17 protein-coding genes are annotated in these 18,678 nt (G+C 73.7%); 11 read left to right on the plus strand and 6 right to left on the minus strand.

What is annotated here, in order from left to right; translation table 11 throughout:
- Window positions 1-13: 13 nt before the first annotated feature.
- The gene (locus ABME01_RS06115) at window positions 14-1,624 is read right to left on the minus strand and encodes a flavin monoamine oxidase family protein (protein ID WP_353827480.1); all 1,611 of its coding nucleotides are present in this window, start codon (window positions 1,622-1,624) and stop codon (window positions 14-16) included.
- 41 nt (window positions 1,625-1,665) lie between these two features.
- Window positions 1,666-3,171, minus strand: coding sequence for an alanine/glycine:cation symporter family protein (locus ABME01_RS06120; protein ID WP_353827481.1), 1,506 nt, complete (start codon window positions 3,169-3,171; stop codon window positions 1,666-1,668).
- Window positions 3,172-3,311: 140 nt separating this feature from the next.
- Here ABME01_RS06120 and nusA point away from each other — a divergent pair, with 140 nt between their 5' ends.
- The 6 genes from nusA (at window position 3,312) to ABME01_RS06150 (ending at window position 11,435) form a co-directional block, all read left to right on the plus strand.
- Entirely contained in the window at window positions 3,312-4,310 is a 999-nt protein-coding gene (nusA, locus tag ABME01_RS06125; RefSeq protein ID WP_353827482.1) for a transcription termination factor NusA, read from the plus strand.
- A 53-nt stretch (window positions 4,311-4,363) separates the two neighbouring features.
- Window positions 4,364-4,609, plus strand: a complete 246-nt coding sequence (locus ABME01_RS06130; RefSeq protein ID WP_353827483.1) for a YlxR family protein — start codon at window positions 4,364-4,366, stop codon at window positions 4,607-4,609.
- Window positions 4,610-4,696: 87 nt separating this feature from the next.
- Window positions 4,697-7,513 (plus strand): translation initiation factor IF-2, encoded by a 2,817-nt coding sequence (gene infB, locus ABME01_RS06135; RefSeq protein WP_353827484.1) that lies wholly within the window; start codon window positions 4,697-4,699, stop codon window positions 7,511-7,513.
- 79 nt (window positions 7,514-7,592) lie between these two features.
- Window positions 7,593-8,051 (plus strand): 30S ribosome-binding factor RbfA, encoded by a 459-nt coding sequence (gene rbfA / locus ABME01_RS06140; protein ID WP_353827485.1) that lies wholly within the window; start codon window positions 7,593-7,595, stop codon window positions 8,049-8,051.
- A 181-nt stretch (window positions 8,052-8,232) separates the two neighbouring features.
- Window positions 8,233-10,038, plus strand: coding sequence for an NAD(P)/FAD-dependent oxidoreductase (locus ABME01_RS06145; protein ID WP_353827486.1), 1,806 nt, complete (start codon window positions 8,233-8,235; stop codon window positions 10,036-10,038).
- Window positions 10,035-11,435, plus strand: coding sequence for an adenylate/guanylate cyclase domain-containing protein (locus ABME01_RS06150; protein WP_353827487.1), 1,401 nt, complete (start codon window positions 10,035-10,037; stop codon window positions 11,433-11,435). The genes ABME01_RS06145 and ABME01_RS06150 overlap by 4 nt, the downstream gene beginning before the upstream one ends.
- Before the next feature lie 12 nt (window positions 11,436-11,447).
- Here ABME01_RS06150 and ABME01_RS06155 read toward each other — a convergent pair whose 3' ends face one another.
- Window positions 11,448-12,356 carry an HhH-GPD family protein gene (locus ABME01_RS06155; RefSeq protein ID WP_436407402.1) on the minus strand — a complete coding sequence of 303 codons (909 nt, stop codon included), beginning with the start codon at window positions 12,354-12,356 and terminating at the stop codon, window positions 11,448-11,450.
- Between the two features lie 59 nt (window positions 12,357-12,415).
- Between ABME01_RS06155 and ABME01_RS06160 the strand changes: the two genes are divergently transcribed.
- The gene (locus ABME01_RS06160) at window positions 12,416-13,084 is read left to right on the plus strand and encodes a nucleoside/nucleotide kinase family protein (RefSeq protein ID WP_353827488.1); all 669 of its coding nucleotides are present in this window, start codon (window positions 12,416-12,418) and stop codon (window positions 13,082-13,084) included.
- A 13-nt stretch (window positions 13,085-13,097) separates the two neighbouring features.
- Here ABME01_RS06160 and ABME01_RS06165 read toward each other — a convergent pair whose 3' ends face one another.
- Both ABME01_RS06165 and ABME01_RS06170 read right to left on the minus strand, forming a co-directional pair.
- Complete coding sequence (locus ABME01_RS06165) at window positions 13,098-14,144, minus strand: hypothetical protein (protein ID WP_353827489.1); 1,047 nt, start codon at window positions 14,142-14,144, stop codon at window positions 13,098-13,100.
- Window positions 14,145-14,215: 71 nt separating this feature from the next.
- Complete coding sequence (locus ABME01_RS06170) at window positions 14,216-15,223, minus strand: ketopantoate reductase family protein (protein ID WP_353827490.1); 1,008 nt, start codon at window positions 15,221-15,223, stop codon at window positions 14,216-14,218.
- A 65-nt stretch (window positions 15,224-15,288) separates the two neighbouring features.
- Between ABME01_RS06170 and truB the strand changes: the two genes are divergently transcribed.
- The 4 genes from truB to ABME01_RS06190 are packed head-to-tail and all read left to right on the plus strand — an operon-like array spanning window position 15,289 to window position 17,952.
- Entirely contained in the window at window positions 15,289-16,194 is a 906-nt protein-coding gene (gene truB, locus ABME01_RS06175) for a tRNA pseudouridine(55) synthase TruB (protein WP_436407403.1), read from the plus strand.
- Window positions 16,191-16,559, plus strand: coding sequence for a hypothetical protein (locus ABME01_RS06180; RefSeq protein ID WP_353827491.1), 369 nt, complete (start codon window positions 16,191-16,193; stop codon window positions 16,557-16,559). The genes truB and ABME01_RS06180 overlap by 4 nt, the downstream gene beginning before the upstream one ends.
- Before the next feature lie 26 nt (window positions 16,560-16,585).
- A complete protein-coding gene (locus tag ABME01_RS06185; protein WP_353827492.1) occupies window positions 16,586-17,026 on the plus strand; it encodes a hypothetical protein in 441 nt (146 codons plus the stop codon).
- The gene (locus ABME01_RS06190) at window positions 17,023-17,952 is read left to right on the plus strand and encodes a bifunctional riboflavin kinase/FAD synthetase (RefSeq protein ID WP_353827493.1); all 930 of its coding nucleotides are present in this window, start codon (window positions 17,023-17,025) and stop codon (window positions 17,950-17,952) included. Before ABME01_RS06185 ends, ABME01_RS06190 begins: the two co-directional genes overlap by 4 nt.
- Before the next feature lie 26 nt (window positions 17,953-17,978).
- Here the strand turns inward: ABME01_RS06190 and ABME01_RS06195 are convergent, their stop codons facing one another.
- Complete coding sequence (locus ABME01_RS06195) at window positions 17,979-18,653, minus strand: hypothetical protein (RefSeq protein WP_353827494.1); 675 nt, start codon at window positions 18,651-18,653, stop codon at window positions 17,979-17,981.
- Between the last annotated feature and the right edge of the window lie 25 nt (window positions 18,654-18,678).

Below are 18,678 nucleotides of genomic sequence, written 5' to 3' on the forward strand. Positions count from 1 at the left end.
GCTCCACCGGTGCTCAGGAGAGCGCGACCGCCTTCGCCGCCCGCTCGCCCGACTCGACGGCGCCGTTGAGGAATCCGTAGTACTCGACGCTCGTGTGCTCTCCGGCGAAGTGCACGTTGCCCTCCGGCGCGGCCGCGGCGCCGAAGAGCCCGGTGTACTGGCCCGGCTTCTGGCAGGTGTAGGCGCCCTTCGCCCAGGGGTTCGCGAGCCAGAAGTCGCGATACGAGCGCCCGGTGTAGGCCGCGGTCGCGCCGGGGAAGATCGGCTCGAGCTGCGCGAGGTAGGCCTCGACCTGCGACGCCGGCGCCGGGCCGAACGCGGCGCCCTCCCACGCCTTCACCTGGTCGCCGGCCGGGAAGAAGTTGAAGATGCCGGCGGGGAGGGGCTGGGCGGCGGTGTCATCCCAGCCGCACTGGAAGCCCTCCTTGTCCGTGTACACGGCGCCGCCGTAGCCCTCCGAGACCCAGGGTCGGCTCGAGAGCTCGACGTGCAGCTTCGCGTTCGCGCCGAGGCCGACCTCGTCGATCGTGCGGAGCTTCAGGGCCGAGAAGCCGGACCCGTCGAGGTCGCAGTCCCTGAGCGTCGAGAAGGGCAGCGCCAGGATCACCCGGTCGGCGACCACGTCGGCGGTCGTGATGCCGTTTCGGAAGCTGAGCCGGACGGTGCCGTCGGCGAGACGCGTGACGGCGACCAGTTCGCGGTCGTACTGCAGGGTGCCCGCGGGGAGCTGGGCGATCATCCGGGTGACGATCTGGTCGTTGCCGCCGCGCACGCTGTACTTCTCGTCGGCGCCGTTGACGGGCGCGAGGCTGTTCTGCCCGTTCCAGCCGAGCAGGTAGACGAGGTTCAGCGCCGACTGCTCGTGCGGCTCGAGGCCGTACTCGGCCATCACGTTGGACTGCATGAGCCCGCCGAAGCGGCCGGCCGTGCCGCCGGGGATCACCCGGTCGATCCACTCGTCGACGGTCATCGCGTCGAGCGCGATGCCCTCAGGGGTGTTGGCGTCGTAGGTCTGGCAGTACGGTGCCGACGCGAGCGCCGACTTGAACGCCTGGTAGACCTCGCCCCAGTCGTCGTTCGCGTCGTCGTAGGCGTAGTCGGTGCCGTCGATCCAGTACTTGTCCTCCCAGCCCTGGTAGCTGCCGCCGGCGACGACGTCGAGGCTCAGGCCGAGGTTGGAGGCGAGGTTGCGGATGGCGTTGTGGTCGGTGTTGACGAGGGAGCCGCCGTGCTCGACGACGAAGCCGTTCGAGAAGTGGCCGCGGAGCGACCAGCACCGGCCGCCGGCGCGCGTGCTCGCCTCGTACACCGTGGACCGGATGCCCTTGACCCGCCACAGCCAGTGCGCGGCGCGGACGCCCGCGAGTCCCGCGCCGACGATCGCCACGCGGGGCGACGGGGGCTTGGCCGCCGGCGCCGCGTGCGCCGACGCGGCCATCGCGAGCGCCGCGCCCGCGCCGAGCCCCGCGCCGGTGCGCAGCAGCGCGCGCCGGGAGATCCCGCGTTCGTCGCCGGCGCCGAGCACGTCCTCGACCGGGACGCCGGTGCGCTCCGATTCCGCGTGTGCGCGGAGGATGCGTCCGATCCGTGCGCTGGTGGGAGTGGTGCCCATGCGTCCTGCCATGATGAGAGCCTCGCGATCCGTGTCGAAGGGGTGGGGTTGCCTCAGTCCTCGCGGTGCAGGTGGTCCCGGTGCTTGTCGGCCTGGTGCTCCGCCACGGCGACGTCGATCGGGCCCGTGACCGACCGCTCGTCGACCCAGCACTCGATGCCCGAGACGTCCGCCAGCCGGTCGCGCGTGAACACGGGATCGCGTCCCTGCCGGCGCTGCTCGGTGTAGTCGCGGAGCAGCCGGAAGGCGATGCCGGACAGCAGGGCGATCGCGATGAGGTTCACGAGCGCCATGAGGCCCATGATGCCGTCGGCGGTGTTCCAGACGAGGTCGGATGCCGCCACCGACCCGACGAAGATGGCGACGACGACGAGTGACCGGTAGGTCGTGAGCAGCCACGGCTTGGGCGAGATGAACTCGATGTTCGACTCGCCGTAGTAGTAGTTGCCGAGGATCGAACTGAACGCGAGCAGGAACACGACGATCGTGAGCAGGATGCTCGCCCACGGCCCGAGGTTCGCCACCATGGCGTCCTGCGTGAGCCCGATGCCGCGCTCGGCGTTCGCGAGGTCGGGGTTCGACACGAGGATGATGAACGCGGTGATCGTGCAGACCAGGAAGGTGTCGAAGTAGACGCCGAGGGTCTGCACGAGGCCCTGCTTGACCGGGTGGGTGACGGCGGCGCTCGCGCCGGCGTTCGGCGCCGAGCCGAGGCCGGCCTCGTTCGAGAACATTCCGCGCTTGACGCCCGTGAGGATGATCGTGCCGAGCGTCGCGCCGACGACCTCGTTGAACCCGAACGCCTCGGTGAAGATCGAGGCGAACACCTCGGGCAGCCGGGTGATGTTCATCGCCACGATGACGAGCCCGACGAGCAGGTAGATGAGCGCCATGAGCGGCACGACCGCCTGCGTGACGTGCGCGATGCGGCGGACGCCGCCGAAGACGACGAGACCGGTGAGCACGGCCAGCGTCGCGCCCGCGACCCACGCGATCCATGCCGCGCCGCCCTCCGGCGCGACCGCGCCCGTCAGCGAGGCGCTGATCGTGTTGGCCTGCAGCGACGAGAACGCGAACGGGAAGCAGACGATGAGGATCACCGCGAAGAGGATGCCGGCCCAGCGCGCCTTCAGGCCGCGCTCGATGTAGTACGCGGGTCCGCCGCGGAAGCCATCCTTATCGCGCACCTTGAAGAGCTGGCCGAGGCTGGACTCGACGAACGCGGAGGCGCCGCCGATGAAGGCCATGAGCCACATCCAGAAGATCGCGCCGGGCCCGCCGATCGCGATCGCGGTGCCGACGCCGGCGATGTTGCCCACGCCGACGCGCGAGGCCGCGGAGATCGTGAACGCCTGGAACGCGGACACCGACTGCGGCTCGCCCGACTCGTCGCGGGGTGTCTTGTCGGTGAGGGTCCGGAACATCTCGGGGATGAGGCGGAACTGCACGACGCCGGATCGCACCGTGAAGTAGAGGCCGAGCAGCACCACGACGGGCAGCACGATCCAGGTCCAGAGCGTGTCGCCCGCGGCGAGCACGAGGTCGTTGAGCGCGTCCATCGCCCCAGCATGCCAGTCCGGGCGAGGAACCCTCAGGATCGCCACGTCGGCGGCGTGGATCGGCGTCCTCGCCATCCGGTACGCTTGAGTGTTCCGCCCACGAGGGGAGGCGGACTGAGAGCTGAATATGGGAGGCCGTAATGGACATCGACCTCAGCGTGCTCCGCATGATGGAGCGCGAGAAGGAGATCCCGTTCGACGAACTGGTGCAGATCATCGAGCAGGCGATCCTGATGGCCTACCTCAAGCACACGAACCCCGGCCAGCACGGCCACGCGAACCCGCGAGGCGCCCGGGCGCACCTCGACCGCAAGACCGGCCACGTCTCGATCTACGTGCCCGAGCTCGACGAGGAGGGCAACGTCGTCGGCGAGGCCGAGGACTCCCCGAGCGACTTCGGCCGGATCGCCGCGTTCGCGGCCAAGCAGGTCATCAACCAGCGCCTGCGCGACATCGCCGACGACGCCGTCCTGGGCGAGTTCCGGGGGCGAGAGGGCGACATCGTCGCGGGCGTCATCCAGCAGGGCCCCAACCCGAAGATGGTGCACATCGACCTCGGCACGGTCGAGGCGATCCTGCCGCCGGAGGAGCAGGTGCCTGGCGAGGAGTACCCGCACGGCGCCCGCATCCGCGTGTACGTCACCAGCGTGTCCAAGGGCACGAAGGGCCCGTCCATCACGGTGTCGCGCACGCATCCCGCGCTCGTGCGCAAGCTCTTCGCGCTCGAGGTGCCCGAGATCGCGTCGGGTGTCGTCGAGATCGTCTCGCTCGCCCGTGAGGCCGGCCACCGGACCAAGATCGCGGTGCGCGCGAACCAGCCCGGCGTGAACGCGAAGGGCGCCTGCATCGGCGAGCTCGGGCAGCGCGTGCGCGCGGTCACCTCGGAGCTCGGCAGCGAGAAGATCGACATCGTCGACTGGAACGACGACCTGGCGACCTTCGTCGCGTCGGCGCTGTCGCCGGCGAAGGTCACGAGCGCCTACGTGATCGACGAGGGCACCCGCGCGGTCCGGGCCCTGGTCCCCGACTACCAGCTCTCGCTGGCGATCGGCAAGGAGGGCCAGAACGCCCGCCTGGCCGCGAAGCTCACGGGCGCGAAGATCGACATCCAGCCGGATTCGATCCTCGACCAGGCGTGAGCGCGGCGCCGGTCGCGGCCGCGGTCGGGAGGCGCCCAGCTCGGAGGTGTAGGATGGATCCGGTCAGAACGTGCATCGGATGCCGTTCGCGCGCCTCTCGATCCTCGCTTCTGAGGATCGTCGCCCAACATCCGCGAGTCCTCGCCGATCCGTCGGCGGTGCTCCCAGGGCGTGGCGCGTGGCTGCATCCGACGCTCGAGTGCTTCCGACTCGCCCAGCGACGGCGCGCCTTCGGGCGCGCGCTTCGCGTGAGCGGCGAGCTGGACACCTCCGATGTAGAGAACAGGCTGAACGGCTAATGGACAACTCATGAGCGGCTCGAAATGAGACCCGTCCGCCATTGATGGTCCGCCCCTGTCCGGGGTCGGACCCGGAACAGGAGAGAAGTGGCTGCCAAACCACGCGTACACGAGATCGCCAGCGAGCTCGGCGTCGACAGCAAGGTCGCGCTCGAGAAGCTGAAGGAGATGGGCGAATACGTCAAGGGCCCGTCGTCCTCGATCGAACCCCCCGTCGCCCGCCGACTGCGCGCCGCCCTCGAGGCGAGCGGCGGTGCGGGCAAGGGCGCCGCGGCGCCCAAGCCCGGTGCGGCCAAGCCCGCCGCCAAGCCCGGCGCGGCCAAGCCCGCACCGAAGCCGGGCCCCAAGCCCGCGCCCGCGCCCGCCGGCGACGCCCCGAAGAGCGTCGCCGAGCGTCAGGCCGAGGCGGAGCAGAAGGCGGCCGCGGCTGCGGCCGAGAAGGCCGCCGCCAAGGAGGCCGCGCCCGAGAAGGCCGCCCCGGCGGCGTCCTCGGCGCCGAAGCCCGGCGGGCCCAAGCCCGGCGCGCCCAAGCCCGGCGGCGACGTCGCGCGTCCCGGCGGCCCCAAGCCCGCTCAGGGCGGCGGCCGGTCCGGCGCCCCGCGTCCCGGTGGCCCGCGCCCCGGCGCCCCGCGCCCGGGCAACAACCCGTACTCGAGCTCGCAGGGCATGGGCCAGCGCCCGTCCCAGCCGCGCCCGGGCAACAACCCCTTCTCGAGCTCGCAGGGCATGGGCCAGCGCCCGACCCCCGGCAACATCCCGCGGCCCCAGCCCCCGCGTCCCGGCTCGCCGCGCCCCGGCTCCCCGCGTCCGGCCGGCGCCGGTCGTCCGGGCGGTCCCGGTCGTCCCGGCGGCGGCGGCGGTCGTCCCGGCGGCGGCGGCGGTGGCGGCTTCGGCGGCCCCCGTCCCGGTGGCGGCTTCGGCGGTCCCCGTCCGGGCGGTGGCGGCGGTCGCGGTCGCGGCCCCGGCGGCGGCACCGCCGGCGCCTTCGGTCGCGGTGGCGGCAAGAGCAAGGCCCGCAAGTCGAAGCGGACGAAGCGGCAGGAATTCGAGATGCGGGAGGCGCCGTCGATCGGCGGCGTGTCCGTCCCGCGCGGCGACGGCAACACCGTCATCCGGCTGCGCCGTGGCGCCTCGATCTCCGACTTCGCCGACAAGATCGACGCGAACCCCGGTTCGCTCGTCACCGTGCTGTTCCACCTCGGTGAGATGGCGACCGCGACCGAGTCGCTCGACGAGGCCACCTTCGAGGTGCTCGGCGCCGAGCTCGGCTACAAGATCCAGGTCGTCTCGCCCGAGGACGAGGACAAGGAGCTCCTCGAGGGCTTCGACATCGACCTCGACGCCGAGGAGGCGGAGGAGTCCGACGAGGACCTCATGCCGCGTCCGCCCGTCGTGACCGTCATGGGCCACGTCGACCACGGTAAGACGCGACTGCTCGACGCCGTCCGCAACGCGAACGTCGTCGCGGGCGAGGCCGGCGGCATCACGCAGCACATCGGTGCGTACCAGGTGCACACCGAGCACGAGGGCATCGACCGCGCGATCACCTTCATCGACACCCCGGGTCACGAGGCGTTCACCGCCATGCGTGCCCGCGGTGCCCAGGTGACCGACATCGCGATCCTCGTGGTCGCGGCCGACGACGGCATCATGCCGCAGACGGTCGAGGCGCTGAACCACGCCCAGTCGGCGAACGTGCCGATCGTGGTCGCCGTGAACAAGATCGACAAGCCCGACGCCAACCCGGCCAAGGTGCGCCAGCAGCTCACCGAGTTCGGCCTCGTCGCCGAGGAGTACGGCGGCGACGTCATGTTCGTCGACGTCTCGGCACGCGAGAACATCGGCATCCAGGACCTGCTCGACGCGGTCCTGCTGACCGCCGACGCCGGGCTCGACCTGCGCGCGAACCCCGACAAGGACGCCCGCGGCGTGGCCATCGAGGCCAAGCTCGACAAGGGCCGTGGCGCCGTGGCGACCGTGCTCATCCAGTCGGGCACGCTGAAGGTCGGCGACGCGATCGTCGCGGGCACGGCCTACGGCCGCGTCCGGGCGATGAGCGACGAGAACGGCGAGCCCGTGACCGCCGCGACCCCGTCGCGTCCGGTCCAGGTCCAGGGCCTCTCGAGCGTCCCGCGCGCCGGCGACACCTTCCTCGTCACCGAGGAGGACCGCACGGCCCGGCAGATCGCCGAGAAGCGCGAAGCCGCCGAGCGCAACGCGCAGCTGGCCAAGGCCCGCAAGCGCATCTCGCTCGAGGACTTCACGCGTGCGCTGGAGGAGGGCAAGGTCGAGGCGCTCAACCTCATCATCAAGGGCGACGTGTCGGGTGCCGTGGAGGCGCTCGAGGAGTCGCTGATGAAGATCGAGGTCGACGACTCGGTCCAGCTGCGCATCCTGCACCGCGGCGTCGGCGCGGTCACCGAGAGCGACATCGACCTCGCCACGATCGACAACGCGATCGTGATCGGGTTCAACGTCCGCCCCGACGTGAAGGCGCGCGAGCGTGCCGCACGCGAGGGCGTGGACGTGCGCTTCTACAACGTGATCTACAACGCGATCGACGACATCGAGAACTCGCTCAAGGGCATGCTCAAGCCCGAGTACGAGGAGGTGCAGTCGGGCGTGGCCGAGATCCGCGAGGTGTTCCGTTCGTCCAAGTTCGGCAACATCGCCGGTGTCATCGTGCGATCGGGCACGATCACGCGCAACGCCAAGGCGCGCGTCATCCGCGACGGCGTCGTGGTCGGCGACAACCTGTCGATCGAGTCGCTCCGTCGGTTCAAGGACGATGTCACCGAGGTCCGCACGGACTTCGAGGCGGGCATCGGCCTCGGCAAGTACAACGACATCCAGGTCGGCGACGAGATCGAGACCACCGAGATGCGAGAGAAGCCGCGGGTCTGATCCCACGGCGCGGGGCCCCGCTCGTCGTCAGATGAGCGGGGCCCCGAGTCCCTCCACCAGCACGGAAAGGCAGGCCGACATGGCAGATCCGCAGCGGGCCAGGAAGCTGGCCGACCGCATCAAGGAGATCGTGGCGCGCCGTCTCGACAAGGGACTGCGCGACCCGCGGCTCGGGTTCGTGACGATCACCGACGTCCGCGTGACGGGCGACCTCCAGCACGCCAGCATCTTCTACACCGTCTACGGCACCGACGAGGAGCGCCGCGACTCCGCGGCCGCGCTCAAGGCCGCGACGGGGATGCTGCGCAGCGAGGTCGGTCGGAACATCACCGCACGGCTCACCCCGACGCTCGAGTTCATCGCCGACGCGGTGCCCGAGAACGCTCAGCACATCGAGGAACTGCTCCGCGAGGCGCGCGAGCGCGACGCGGAGACCACGGAGGCGGCCGCGTCGGCGCAGTACGCCGGCGAGGCCGACCCGTACGTGAAGCCGCGCATCGACGACGAGGACGACGAGGACGAGGCGCTCGCGCGCTGAGCGCCGCCAGACGATCCGGATGCCCCGGGGCTCGCGCCCCGGGGCATCCGTCGTCCCACCCATCCGCGCGACGGGCCGTGCGGCCCTGTCCGCGCGTCCGGGCCCGGGGGTACACTGCGGGCGTCGGCGCCGGGTCGGCGTCGACGGCGGGTTGTGACTCCGGCCCGTGGGAGGAGGGGTCATGTCGAGCGCCGCACCGCCGGTCATCCTCGTGGTCGCGCGCGATCCGGGCGCGCGCGGGTCGGTCGTCTCCGAGCTCGAGCGACGGTACGCGCACGACTACCGCATCGCGCAGGCCGAGGACGATCACGAGGCGGCCGAGCGCATCGACGCGATCGCCGAGGAGGGCGGCCTGCTCGCCCTGATCCTCGCCGATCGGGCCGGCGACGTCGACGGCCGGACCGTCTTCTCCCGCGCGCGCCGGCGATTCCCCGACGTGCGCCGCGGCAGGCTGATCGAGTGGGGGCAGTGGGGCGACGTCGCCGTCCGCGACGAGATCCTCTCGCTCATGGGCGCAGGCGAGCTGGAGTACTACGTCATCCGCCCGTGGCATACCCCCGACGAGTACTTCCACCGGACCATCACCGAGTTCCTGCTCGAGTGGGAGCGATCGATCGGCCTGCGGCCGCGGGAGGTGGCGGTCATCGGCCGGGGGAGCCTGCCGCGGACCCACGAGCTCCGCAGCCTCCTCGCGCGAGGCGGCGTGCCGCACGAGTGGCTCGATCCGTCCTCGGAGGCAGCCCGCGAGCGACTCCTGGCCGCCGGCATCGACGAGGTCCCCGAGGACCCGGTCGTGGTGCTCATCGACGGGCGCGTCATCCGCAACCCCGGCAACACCGAGCTGGCCGCAGCCTACGGCCTGACCACCACGCTGGGTTCGGCGCCGTCGGCCGACGTCGTCGTCGTCGGTGCGGGCCCCGGGGGCCTCGCCGCGGCCGTGTACGCGGCCTCCGAGGGCCTCGACGTCCTGGTCGTCGAGCGCGAGTCGATCGGCGGGCAGGCCGGCTCGAGCTCGCTGATCCGCAACTACCTCGGTTTCGCGCGCGGCATCTCCGGCTCCGAGCTCGCGCAGCGCGCGTACCAGCAGGCCTGGGTGTTCGGCGCGCGCTTCGCCCACGCGCGCGAGGCGGTCGCGATCGAACGCGTCGGCGACGGGTTCACGGTCCGGGTCGCCCCCGAGGACTGCATCCGCTGCGGGGCGATCGTGCTCGCCACCGGGGTCTCCTACCGTCGGCTCGGCGTTCCGGGACTCGAGCAGCTCGAGGGGGCCGGGGTCTTCTACGGCGCCTCGGCGATCGAGGCGCAGGGTGTCGCCGGCCGTCGCGCGTTCATCATCGGCGGCGGCAACTCGGCGGGCCAGGCCGCGCTGCACCTTGCCCGCTACGCCTCGGCGGTCGTGCTGCTCGTCCGCGGGAGCGGGCTGGCCGACAGCATGTCCCAGTACCTCATCGACCAGCTCCACGCGCAGGGCGTCGAGGTCCGCACCCGCACCGAGGTCGTGGGCGGCGGCGGCGACGGCGTGCTCGAGCGGATCCGCCTGCGCGATCGCGACTCGGGTGACGAGTACGACGAGGAGTGCGCGGGACTCTTCGTGCTGATCGGCGCGGCGCCGCGCACCGGCTGGCTGCCGCCGGAGATCCTCCGCGACCGATGGGGCTACGTGCTGACGGGACCGGACATGATCGCCGAGGGCCGCGCGGCCTGGCCGCTCGAGCGGGAACCGTTCCCGCACGAGACGAGCGTGCCCGGCGTGTTCGCCGTCGGCGACGCGCGTCGCGGTGCCATCAAGCGCGTCGCGTCCGCGGTCGGGGAGGGCTCCGTGGTCGTCTCCTCCGTGCATCGCCACCTCGCCGACGCCGGGGCGGCACCGCCCGCGGCTCCGGGCGAGCCCGGGGCGCCGGGGGTGCCCGCACCGACGGCATCGGCCGTCGCGCCCGGTCCGCCCGCGGAGCCCGCCGAGGGCGACGGGAGGATCACGCCGACGTGAGCCGGATCGCGCCCGGAACGGGACCGGCGGCGCCGCCGCCGGCTGCCGGGCGCATCGCCTGGTCCGCGGCGCTGCTGGCACTGCCGCTCGCCGGGCTCGCCCTGCTGATCGCCCGGCCCGGCCTCGACCTGGCGTGGGAGCACCAGCCGACCCACTTCTGGCTCGTGCTCGCCGCGGGGGCGATCAACGCGGCGCTCGCGTGGGCGGTGGCCGCCGCCGCCCGGCTCCGACGCGACCCGAGGCTCGTGCTGGTGTCGCTGTCGTTCCTCGCCGCGGCGGGATTCCTGGCGCTGCACGCACTCGCCACGCCGGGCGTGCTGCTCGCGGGGAGCAACACCGGGTTCGCGCTGGCGACGCCCGTGGGTCTCACCGTGGCCGCGATCTTCGCCGCCTGGTCGAGCGCGGACCTCGACGGCGCCCACGGAGCGCGCGTGCTCCGGATGATCCCGTGGCTCGTCGCCGGACTGATCCTCGTGATGATCGGGTGGGGCGTCGTCTCGCTGCTCGAGGTCGGCCCGCTGGCGGCGCCGCCGCCGGAGCGGACGACGCTCCCGTTCGTCGTGCTCGCCGTGATCGGCCTGGCCTGCTACGCGTTCGCGGTCGTGCGCTACCTCCGCCTGCCGCGGCATCCCGCCTCGCCGCTGCCGCTCGCGTTCGCCGCGGCGTTCACGCTCCTCGCCGAAGCGGAGATCGCGGTCGTCTTCGGCCGCAACTGGCACCTGTCGTGGTGGGAGTGGCACGTGCTCATGCTCGCGGCGTTCGTCCTGATCGTGGTCGCGGCGCAGCGCTCCTGGCGCGAGGAGCGCTGGGCCGGGCTCTACACGCGCGAGACCGCGTCGGGGCGCCGCGACGTCTCGGTGCTCTTCGCCGACCTCGCCGGGTTCACGAGCTTCTCGGAGCAGCACGACCCCGCCGAGGTCTCGACCATGCTCAACGCGTACTTCACCGAGGTGATCCCGCCGCTCGTCGAGCAGTTCGGCGGCCGGGTCGATCGGCTCATCGGGGATGCGGTCATGGTGGTCTTCGAGGACGCCGGACCCGGGGTCGGCCATGCGCGTCGGGCGGTGGGCGCCGCGCTCGCGCTGCAGCAGGCGGCGGCGGCCGAGCAGTCGCGGCACGAGGACTGGCCGCGCTTCCGGGTGGGGGTGAACTCGGGTCGCGTGAACGTCGGCATCCTCGGCACCGGCGGCGGGCGCACCTACACGGTCATCGGCGACGCGGTGAACGTGGCGTCGCGGCTCGAGGGTCTCGCCCCCGTCGGCGGCGTCGCGATCGGCGCCGAGACGGCCTCCATGCTCGGCGACGCGGCGATCACGCGTCCGCTCGGCGAGCTCGCGGTGAAGGGGCGGACGGCTCCGGTGGAGGCGTTCCAGGTGCTCGGGCTCGCCGACCGCTGAGCGGCCGGCGGCTCAGCCCTCCGGCAGGGCGAACCCCTCGGTCGTGCGGACGGCGAGCCCGTCGGCGAGGAGCCCCGCGAGCGCGCGTCCGAGCCGCGCGTCCGGGACCGCCTGCGCGAGGTCCGACTCCGGCAGTGGTCGATGCGCCGCACGCAGTTCGCGCATGACGAGCCCCCGCGCCTCGCGGTCGCTGCCCTCGAACCGGGCCTGGCGCGTACGACGCGGACCGTCGTACGCGGGATGCCCGGCTGCGCGCCACGCGCAGCGCCCGGCGATCGGGCAGTCCGCGCAGCGTGGCGCCCGTGCGGTGCACACGGTGGCGCCGAGCTCCATCGCACCGGCGTTGAAGGCGCGCGCCGCGTCGCGATCCTCGGGCAGGAGCGCGGTCATCGCCGCCAGGTCGCGGCGCGTCGACGGCGGACCGGCCTCGGCGTCGCCGTCGACCGCGCGCGCGATCACGCGGCGCGTGTTCGTGTCGACCACCGGATGCCGCTCCCCGAACGCGAACGCGGCGACGGCCCGCGCGGTGTACTGGCCCACGCCCTGCAGGGCGAGCAGCGCATCGAGGTCGCGGGGCACCTCGCCGCCGTGCCGCTCGACGATCTCGGTCGCCGCGCGGTGCAGCCACAGCGCGCGTCGCGGGTAGCCGAGGCGGTCCCACGCCCGGACGGCCTCGGCGGGCGGCGCGGCGGCGAGGGCGGCGGGCGTCGGCCACCGTCGCATCCACTCCTCCCATCGCGGCTGCACGCGTGCGACCTGCGTCTGCTGCAGCATGAACTCGCTCACGAGCACCGCCCACGGCGACACGTCGGCCGCCCGCCACGGCAGTGGGCGCGCGGCGCCGGCGAACCAGCCCACGACGGCCGGGGCGATGCCCGGGTCGGGCGCGGGCGGAGCGACGGTCGGCGGGCTGGGCGGCACCGCTCCAGCGTAGGCCCGTCGGCGTCGACCGGGGACGCCCGTGGTCGTACGCTCGGAGCATGCGCCTGGTCACGACGCCCCGAGTGGCGTTCCTCCGCGAGGTCGCGGACGAGTTCCTGTCCCGCACCGGTCGCGGCCGCGTCATCGTCGCGATCGACGGCCCCCTGCGCAGCGGCAAGACGCAGCTCGGCGACGACCTCGCCGACGTCCTCCGCGAGCGTGGACTCGCCGTGTTCCGGGCGAGCGTCGAGGACTTCCACCGATCCCGCGAGGCGCAGGCCGAGTACGGGCCCGACACCCCGGAACGCTACTGGCGATACGGCATCGACGAGTCGCTGCTCGAGCGCACGCTCGTGGCGCCGTTCCGGATGGCGGGCTCCACCGCCTTCGTCACCCGCGGGTTCGACCTGGCGCGCGACGCCTGGGTCGAGCCGAAGTGGCGGACGGGCCCGGCCGACGCGATCCTCGTGCTCGACGGCCGGTTCCTCCTCCGGGAGCGCCTGCGCGAGCGGTGGGACGTCGAACTCGCCGTCGACGGCGATCCGGTCGATCCGGCCGACCGCCTGGCCTATGCGTCGAGCGACCCGCGGGCGGTCGCGTCGATCGTCGTCGACCTCGCCGATCCCGCGCATCCGCGCCGAGCCCCGGATGGCTCGGGGGGCGACGACGACGGCCCGGCGGAGGAGGCGTGGGCCGACGCGGCCGCCGAGCGGCCCGACGCCGACTGAACCGCGCGGACGGTCACTCCGCGTCGGTGGTCGTGCCCACCGCGGCTCCGGACGCCGACGGGCCCAGGGCCGACCGCGTCCGACGCACCCGGCGCGCAGCGTTTCGCCCGAGCAGGCCGATCGCGGCGACGACGACCGCGACGACCAGCGGCGGCACGAACACCTCGGGCCGCGTCGTCGCGGACCGGAAGACCTCGACGGCGTAGTCGAGCATCTCCTGCGGGTGGCGCGCGAGCACGCGGCTTCCGGCGGCGCTGGAGACCGCGGTGATGAGCGCGGGGCCGATCCAGAGCACGGCCAGGGCGGCGAGCGCCGCGGCGACGCGACCGATCGTCCCGATCCCGCCCCAGGCGATCGCGGCGCCGACGAGGACCGCGGGCAGCCATCGGAGCACGAGCAGCGCCGGCTCGGCGTCCACGCCGAGCGCGGGATCGGGCAGGAGGAGCCCGCCGAGCCATGAGGGTGCGAGCACCGCGGCGACCGCGAGCCCGATCACGGCGCCCGCCCGCGGCGTCGCGGCGACGAGCAGCATCACGCCCACGCCCACGAGGAGCGCGAGCGCCGCGGTCGCGACGAGCGCCACCAGGTAGAGGGCGGACTCGGCCCGGGCCGCGAGCCCGTCGCGGACGACCGTGGCGGTCTGCGCGATGGCCGCGACCTGCACGACGAGCAGGCCCAGGAGGGTCCAGACGACGCCTGAGGGGCGCCGGTGGTTCCGCGTCGCGCGGGCCGCGATGCCCGCCGCGGCACCGCCCGCCACGAGCAGGGCGGCGAGCTGCGAGAGGAAGTACTGGTTGAACGGCAGGAGCACGAGCGGGTACTCGTCGGGCGGCGTGTCGGTGGCCCACAGGTTCTGCAGGGGGAGTCGCATGCCCTCGAGGAGCCACGGCAGCAGGCCGACCACGCCGGCCGCGGCGCCGATCAGCAGGCACAGCCACCAGCGCAGGGGACGGGCGGCGACGGGTCCGTCGTCGTGATCGACGTCGGATCCGGGGCCCGGGTCGGGGCGCGTCGCGTCGGGCCCGGTGGTGTCGGTGGTGGCGGTGTCGTCGGGTTCCACGTCGGCTCGCTTCGGTCGGTCGTTCCGGGTCGGGTGCAGGGGCACCCTACCGACCCGCCGGCCGGGCGGGGTCAGTCCGCGCCGATCTCCGCGAGCACCGCCACGACGCGCTCCGCCGGCAGCGGGGTGCCGGACGCCTCGACCTCGTGCACGAGTGCGGTGAGCGCCGCGTTCACGGGGGCGTCGATCCCGGCCGCCCGCGCCTCGCGGACGACCGCGCCGTTCAGGAAGTCGACCTCGGTCGGCTGCCCGCGACGGAGGCTCTGCTGGGTCGAGCCCAGGTTGGGGACGCCGCCCATGCGCACGCGCATCGACCACGGCAGCGCCTGGCCGAGGGAGAGCGGCAGGCGCGCGAACGCACGCAGCCGGCGGTCGCCGAGGCCCTGGAGCGACCCGAAGCGGACCCCGCGGGCGACGCCCACGCGGACGCACTCGCGCATCGACGCCGCCACGACGCGCCGCAGCGCCCGGTCGTCGACGACCTCCTGCACCGTGCGCCCCACGATCGCGGGGACCGCGTTCAGCATGTTGACGACGAGCTTCGTCCACTGCGCGCCGCGGAAGTTGGCCACGGCGACCATCGGCACCGCGTCGCCGAGCCGCGCGGCGACGCGTCGGACCTCCTCGTCGGCGGGGCCGTCGCCGCGGCCGAGGTAGCTGGCCGCGGTGGTCGTGACCCGCACGGCGCCGGGCTCGGTGTAGTTCGCGGCGATGATCGAGAGCATCCCCATGCACGACGACCGCGGCAGCAGGCGCTCGGCGGTCGCGACGCCGTCGAGGCCGTTCTGCACGACCACCACGGGGGCGCCGTCGACGATCGCACCGTTGGCGGTGATCGCGGCCGCGGCATCCTGCGCCTTCGTGCACACGAGCACCAGGTCGGGGCGCACGCTCAGGCGCTCGCCCGCCGCGGGGTGCACGTGGGCCTCGCCGTAGCCGCCGGAGAGCCGGATGCCGCCCTCGCGGATCGCCTCGAGGCCCGCGCCGCGGGCCGTCACCTCCACGTCGTGCCCTGCCCGCGCGAGCAGCGCGGCGAACGTGCCGCCGAGCGCGCCCGCGCCGATGATCCCGATCCTCACCGCACCAGCGTAGGCGTGCCGCCGGGTCGCCGAGGCGGTCCGCGCGCGCTGTTAGCCTGTACGGCGTGAACAGCGGCATCCTCCTCGTCGACAAGCCGCAGGGGATGACCAGCCACGACGTCGTCGCCCGCGTGCGGCGCCTCGCCGGCACCCGCAAGGTCGGCCATGCGGGCACCCTCGACCCGATGGCGACGGGCCTGCTCCTGATCGGCGTCGAGAGCTCGACGCGGCTGCTGCACCATCTCGTCGGCCTCGACAAGGTCTACCTGGCGACCATCCGGCTCGGATGGGGCACCACGACCGACGACGCGGAGGGCGACGCGCTGCCCGCAGCCCCGGCCGCGGCGGTGGCCGCACTCGACCGCGACGCGATCGCCGCGCGGATGTCGGAGCTGACCGGCACCATCGAGCAGGTGCCGAGCGCGGTCAGCGCCGTCAAGGTCGACGGCAAGCGCGCCTACCAGCGCGTGCGCGAGGGCGAGTCCGTCGAGCTCGCCGCGCGCACGGTGACGGTCTCGGCGTTCGAGCTGCTGGACGAGCGGGCCGGCGACGGATGGCTCGACCTCGACGTGCGCGTCGCGTGCTCGTCGGGCACCTACGTGCGCGCGCTCGCGCGCGACCTCGGCGCCGCGCTCGGCCTCGGCGGGCACCTCACCGCCCTCCGCCGCACGAGGATCGGCGCGTTCGACGTGGCCGAGGCCGGCGAGCTCGAGGGCCTCGACGCGGCGGCGGCCCGGATCGCTCCCGCGGAGGCGGCCCGGCGGGTCCTCCCCGAGGTCCGCGTCGACGCCGACGAGGTCCGCGACCTGCGCCACGGCAAGCGCATCGCCGCGTCCGGCGCCGCCGCCGCGTTCCCGGCCGGTGCGCCCGCCGCGGCGGTCGGCCCGGGCGACGTGCTCGTGGCCGTCGTCGAGCGGCGTGGTCCGCAGCTGAAGGTCGTCACCGGATTCCCCGCCGAGGAGGACGCATGATCGAGTGGTTCGCCTACGTGCAGGTCGCGGTCGCCGTGCTGGCGGGACTGCTGTGCGTGGTGCTCGGGCTGGCCGGCCGGGTGCCGAACGACCTCGTGCTCGGGGCGCTGGCCCTCGTGGAGCTGCTCCTGATCGCGCAGGTCGTCGTCGCGATCGTCGCGCCCGCCGTCGGCAACCCGCCGACCGGCAGCCTGCTGGAGTTCTGGGTCTACCTCGTCAGCGCCGTCCTGCTGCCGCCCGCCGCCGCGCTCTGGGCGCTCGTCGATCGCGGGCGATGGGCCACCGCCGTCTGCGGCGTCGCGGCCCTCGCGGTCGCCGTGATGGTCTACCGCATGCTGCAGATCTGGACGGTCCAGCTCGCGTGAGGAACGGTCTGGGAGAATCGGACGACATGAACGAGACATCCACCGCCGCCGAGGTGCGTCGACCCGGTCGGCTGAGCGGCGTCGGACGGGTCCTCGTCGCCGTCTACGCGATCCTCGCGCTGGCGGCGACCGGTCGCTCGTTCGTGCAGATCGTGCAGCGCTTCGACGAGGCCCCGCTCGCGTACACGCTGTCGGCGCTCTCGGCGCTCGTCTACATCGTCGCGACGGTGGCCCTCGTGCGCCGCGGCCGCGTCTGGTATCGCATCGCGTGGGCGACCATCCTGTTCGAGTTCGCCGGCGTCATCGTGGTGGGGCTCATCAGCGTCACGTCGCCCGAGCTGTTCCCGCGGGACACCGTCTGGTCGCACTTCGGGCAGGGCTACCTGTTCATCCCGCTCGTGCTCCCGCCGCTCGGCATGTGGTGGCTGGCACGCCACCCGGTCGACGACCGCGGAGCGTCCGCGTGAGGACGTTCGCGGGGATCGAGGCGGTCCCCGCGCACTTCGGCCCGTCGGCGGTGACGATCGGGAAGTTCGACGGCGTCCACCAGGGTCATCGGGCGGTGATCGGCGCGCTCCGCGGCATCGCGGACGAGCGGGGGCTGCAGGCCGTGGCGATCACGTTCGACCGCCATCCGGCGGCGTACCACGCGCCCGACCGCACGCCGCCCGAGCTCGTGAGCACGCGCCAGAAGCTCGAACTGCTCGCCACGACCGGGCTGGACGCCACCGTGCTGCTGCACTACGACGGCGCCCTCGCCGCGCACACGGCCGACGCGTTCGTCGAGCGCTTCCTCGTCCGGGCGCTCGACGCGAGGGTCCTGCTGGTCGGCGGCGACTTCCGCTACGGCGCGGGGAACGAGGGCGACGTGGCGCTGCTGCAGCGCCAGGGCGGGCGACTCGGGTTCGAGGTCGTCGTGATCGACGACGTCGTGCCCGAGGGCGGTCGTCGCGTGTCGTCGACCTGGATCCGCGAGCTGCTCGACGCCGGCGACGTCGAGCACGCCGGGGAACTGCTCGGCCACCTGCCGACCGTGCGCGGACTCGTCGTCCACGGGTTCAAGCGCGGCCGCGAGCTCGGGTACCCGACGGCGAACCTCGCCCCGGACGCCGAGGGCTTCGTCCCGGGCGACGGCGTCTACGCCGGCTGGCTGACCGATGCGGGCACGACCTACCCGGCCGCGATCTCGGTCGGGGTCAACCCCACGTTCGACGGCGTCGAGCGTCGCACGGTCGAGGCGTACGTCCTGGACCGCGACCTCGACCTGTACGACCACGTCGTCAGCGTGGAGTTCGCGCACCGCATCCGCGGCATGGAGAAGTTCGACGGGATCGAGGCGCTCGTCGAGCAGATGGGGCGCGACGTGCTGCGCGCGAGGCAGCTCGTCGGCTGAGCGACGTGCCCCGCCAGAGGAGCGGGTCAGCCGCCCGTGCGCCGCTCGCCGTCGCGCGGCTCGTGCGGCGCGACGGTGCCGATGCCGGTGAGGAAGCGCAGCAGTCCCTCGGCGGTGTCGACGAGCGGGTTGCCGTGGCCGATCTCCCAACCCGCGTCGGTCGCACGCAGCGAGTGCCCGGAGATGACGGCGCGGATCTCCGTCGGCGCGCCGGCGGCGCGGCGCAGCGCCACCGCGCCCGACGCTCGCGCGGGCACCGGCACTGCGGTTCCCGCGGCGGCGCCGACGAGGAGGGCCGCGACGATCGCGTCGTCGAGTTCGAGGATGGTGGTCGGCCGGTCGCGCGCGGTGATCTCCCGCGCGCGGTCGACGAGCGCGCGCGCCGCCTGCTCCGGGCCCGCGAGCGGTTCGAGCTCCTCGAGCCGCCTCGCCTCGCCGCCACGGACGAACCGCTCCGCCGCGTCGATCGCGCGGCGTGTGCGGGAGCGGTCGAACCCGCCGACGAGTTCCGCGATCACGTCGGCGACGTGCCATCCCGCCCGGTCGGTGGCGCCGGCCCAGAGCGCTTCGCCACCGGTCCCGACCGTCCGGGCGATCGCGCGGAGCACCGCGGCCGTATCGTCGCGTCGATCGGCCGTGACACCGGACTCGTCCACGTCGGGGCGGCGGCTCAGGGGCAGGTAGCGCGAGAGGTCGGCCACCTGCCCAGCCTAGACGTGCCCCGCC

Source organism: Agromyces litoreus (assembly GCF_040496015.1).
GTDB lineage: Bacteria > Actinomycetota > Actinomycetes > Actinomycetales > Microbacteriaceae > Agromyces > Agromyces litoreus.

Excerpts from the sequence above, each read along its gene's own strand:
- ABME01_RS06115 (WP_353827480.1), bottom strand. The coding sequence starts at position 1,624 with ATGGCAGGACGCATGGGCACCACTCCCACCAGCGCACGGATCGGACGC.
- ABME01_RS06120 (WP_353827481.1), bottom strand. The coding sequence starts at position 3,171 with ATGGACGCGCTCAACGACCTCGTGCTCGCCGCGGGCGACACGCTCTGG.
- nusA (WP_353827482.1), top strand. The coding sequence starts at position 3,312 with ATGGACATCGACCTCAGCGTGCTCCGCATGATGGAGCGCGAGAAGGAG.
- ABME01_RS06130 (WP_353827483.1), top strand. The coding sequence starts at position 4,364 with ATGGATCCGGTCAGAACGTGCATCGGATGCCGTTCGCGCGCCTCTCGA.
- rbfA (WP_353827485.1), top strand. The coding sequence starts at position 7,593 with ATGGCAGATCCGCAGCGGGCCAGGAAGCTGGCCGACCGCATCAAGGAG.
- ABME01_RS06145 (WP_353827486.1), top strand. The coding sequence starts at position 8,233 with ATGTCGAGCGCCGCACCGCCGGTCATCCTCGTGGTCGCGCGCGATCCG.
- ABME01_RS06160 (WP_353827488.1), top strand. The coding sequence starts at position 12,416 with ATGCGCCTGGTCACGACGCCCCGAGTGGCGTTCCTCCGCGAGGTCGCG.
- ABME01_RS06180 (WP_353827491.1), top strand. The coding sequence starts at position 16,191 with ATGATCGAGTGGTTCGCCTACGTGCAGGTCGCGGTCGCCGTGCTGGCG.
- ABME01_RS06185 (WP_353827492.1), top strand. The coding sequence starts at position 16,586 with ATGAACGAGACATCCACCGCCGCCGAGGTGCGTCGACCCGGTCGGCTG.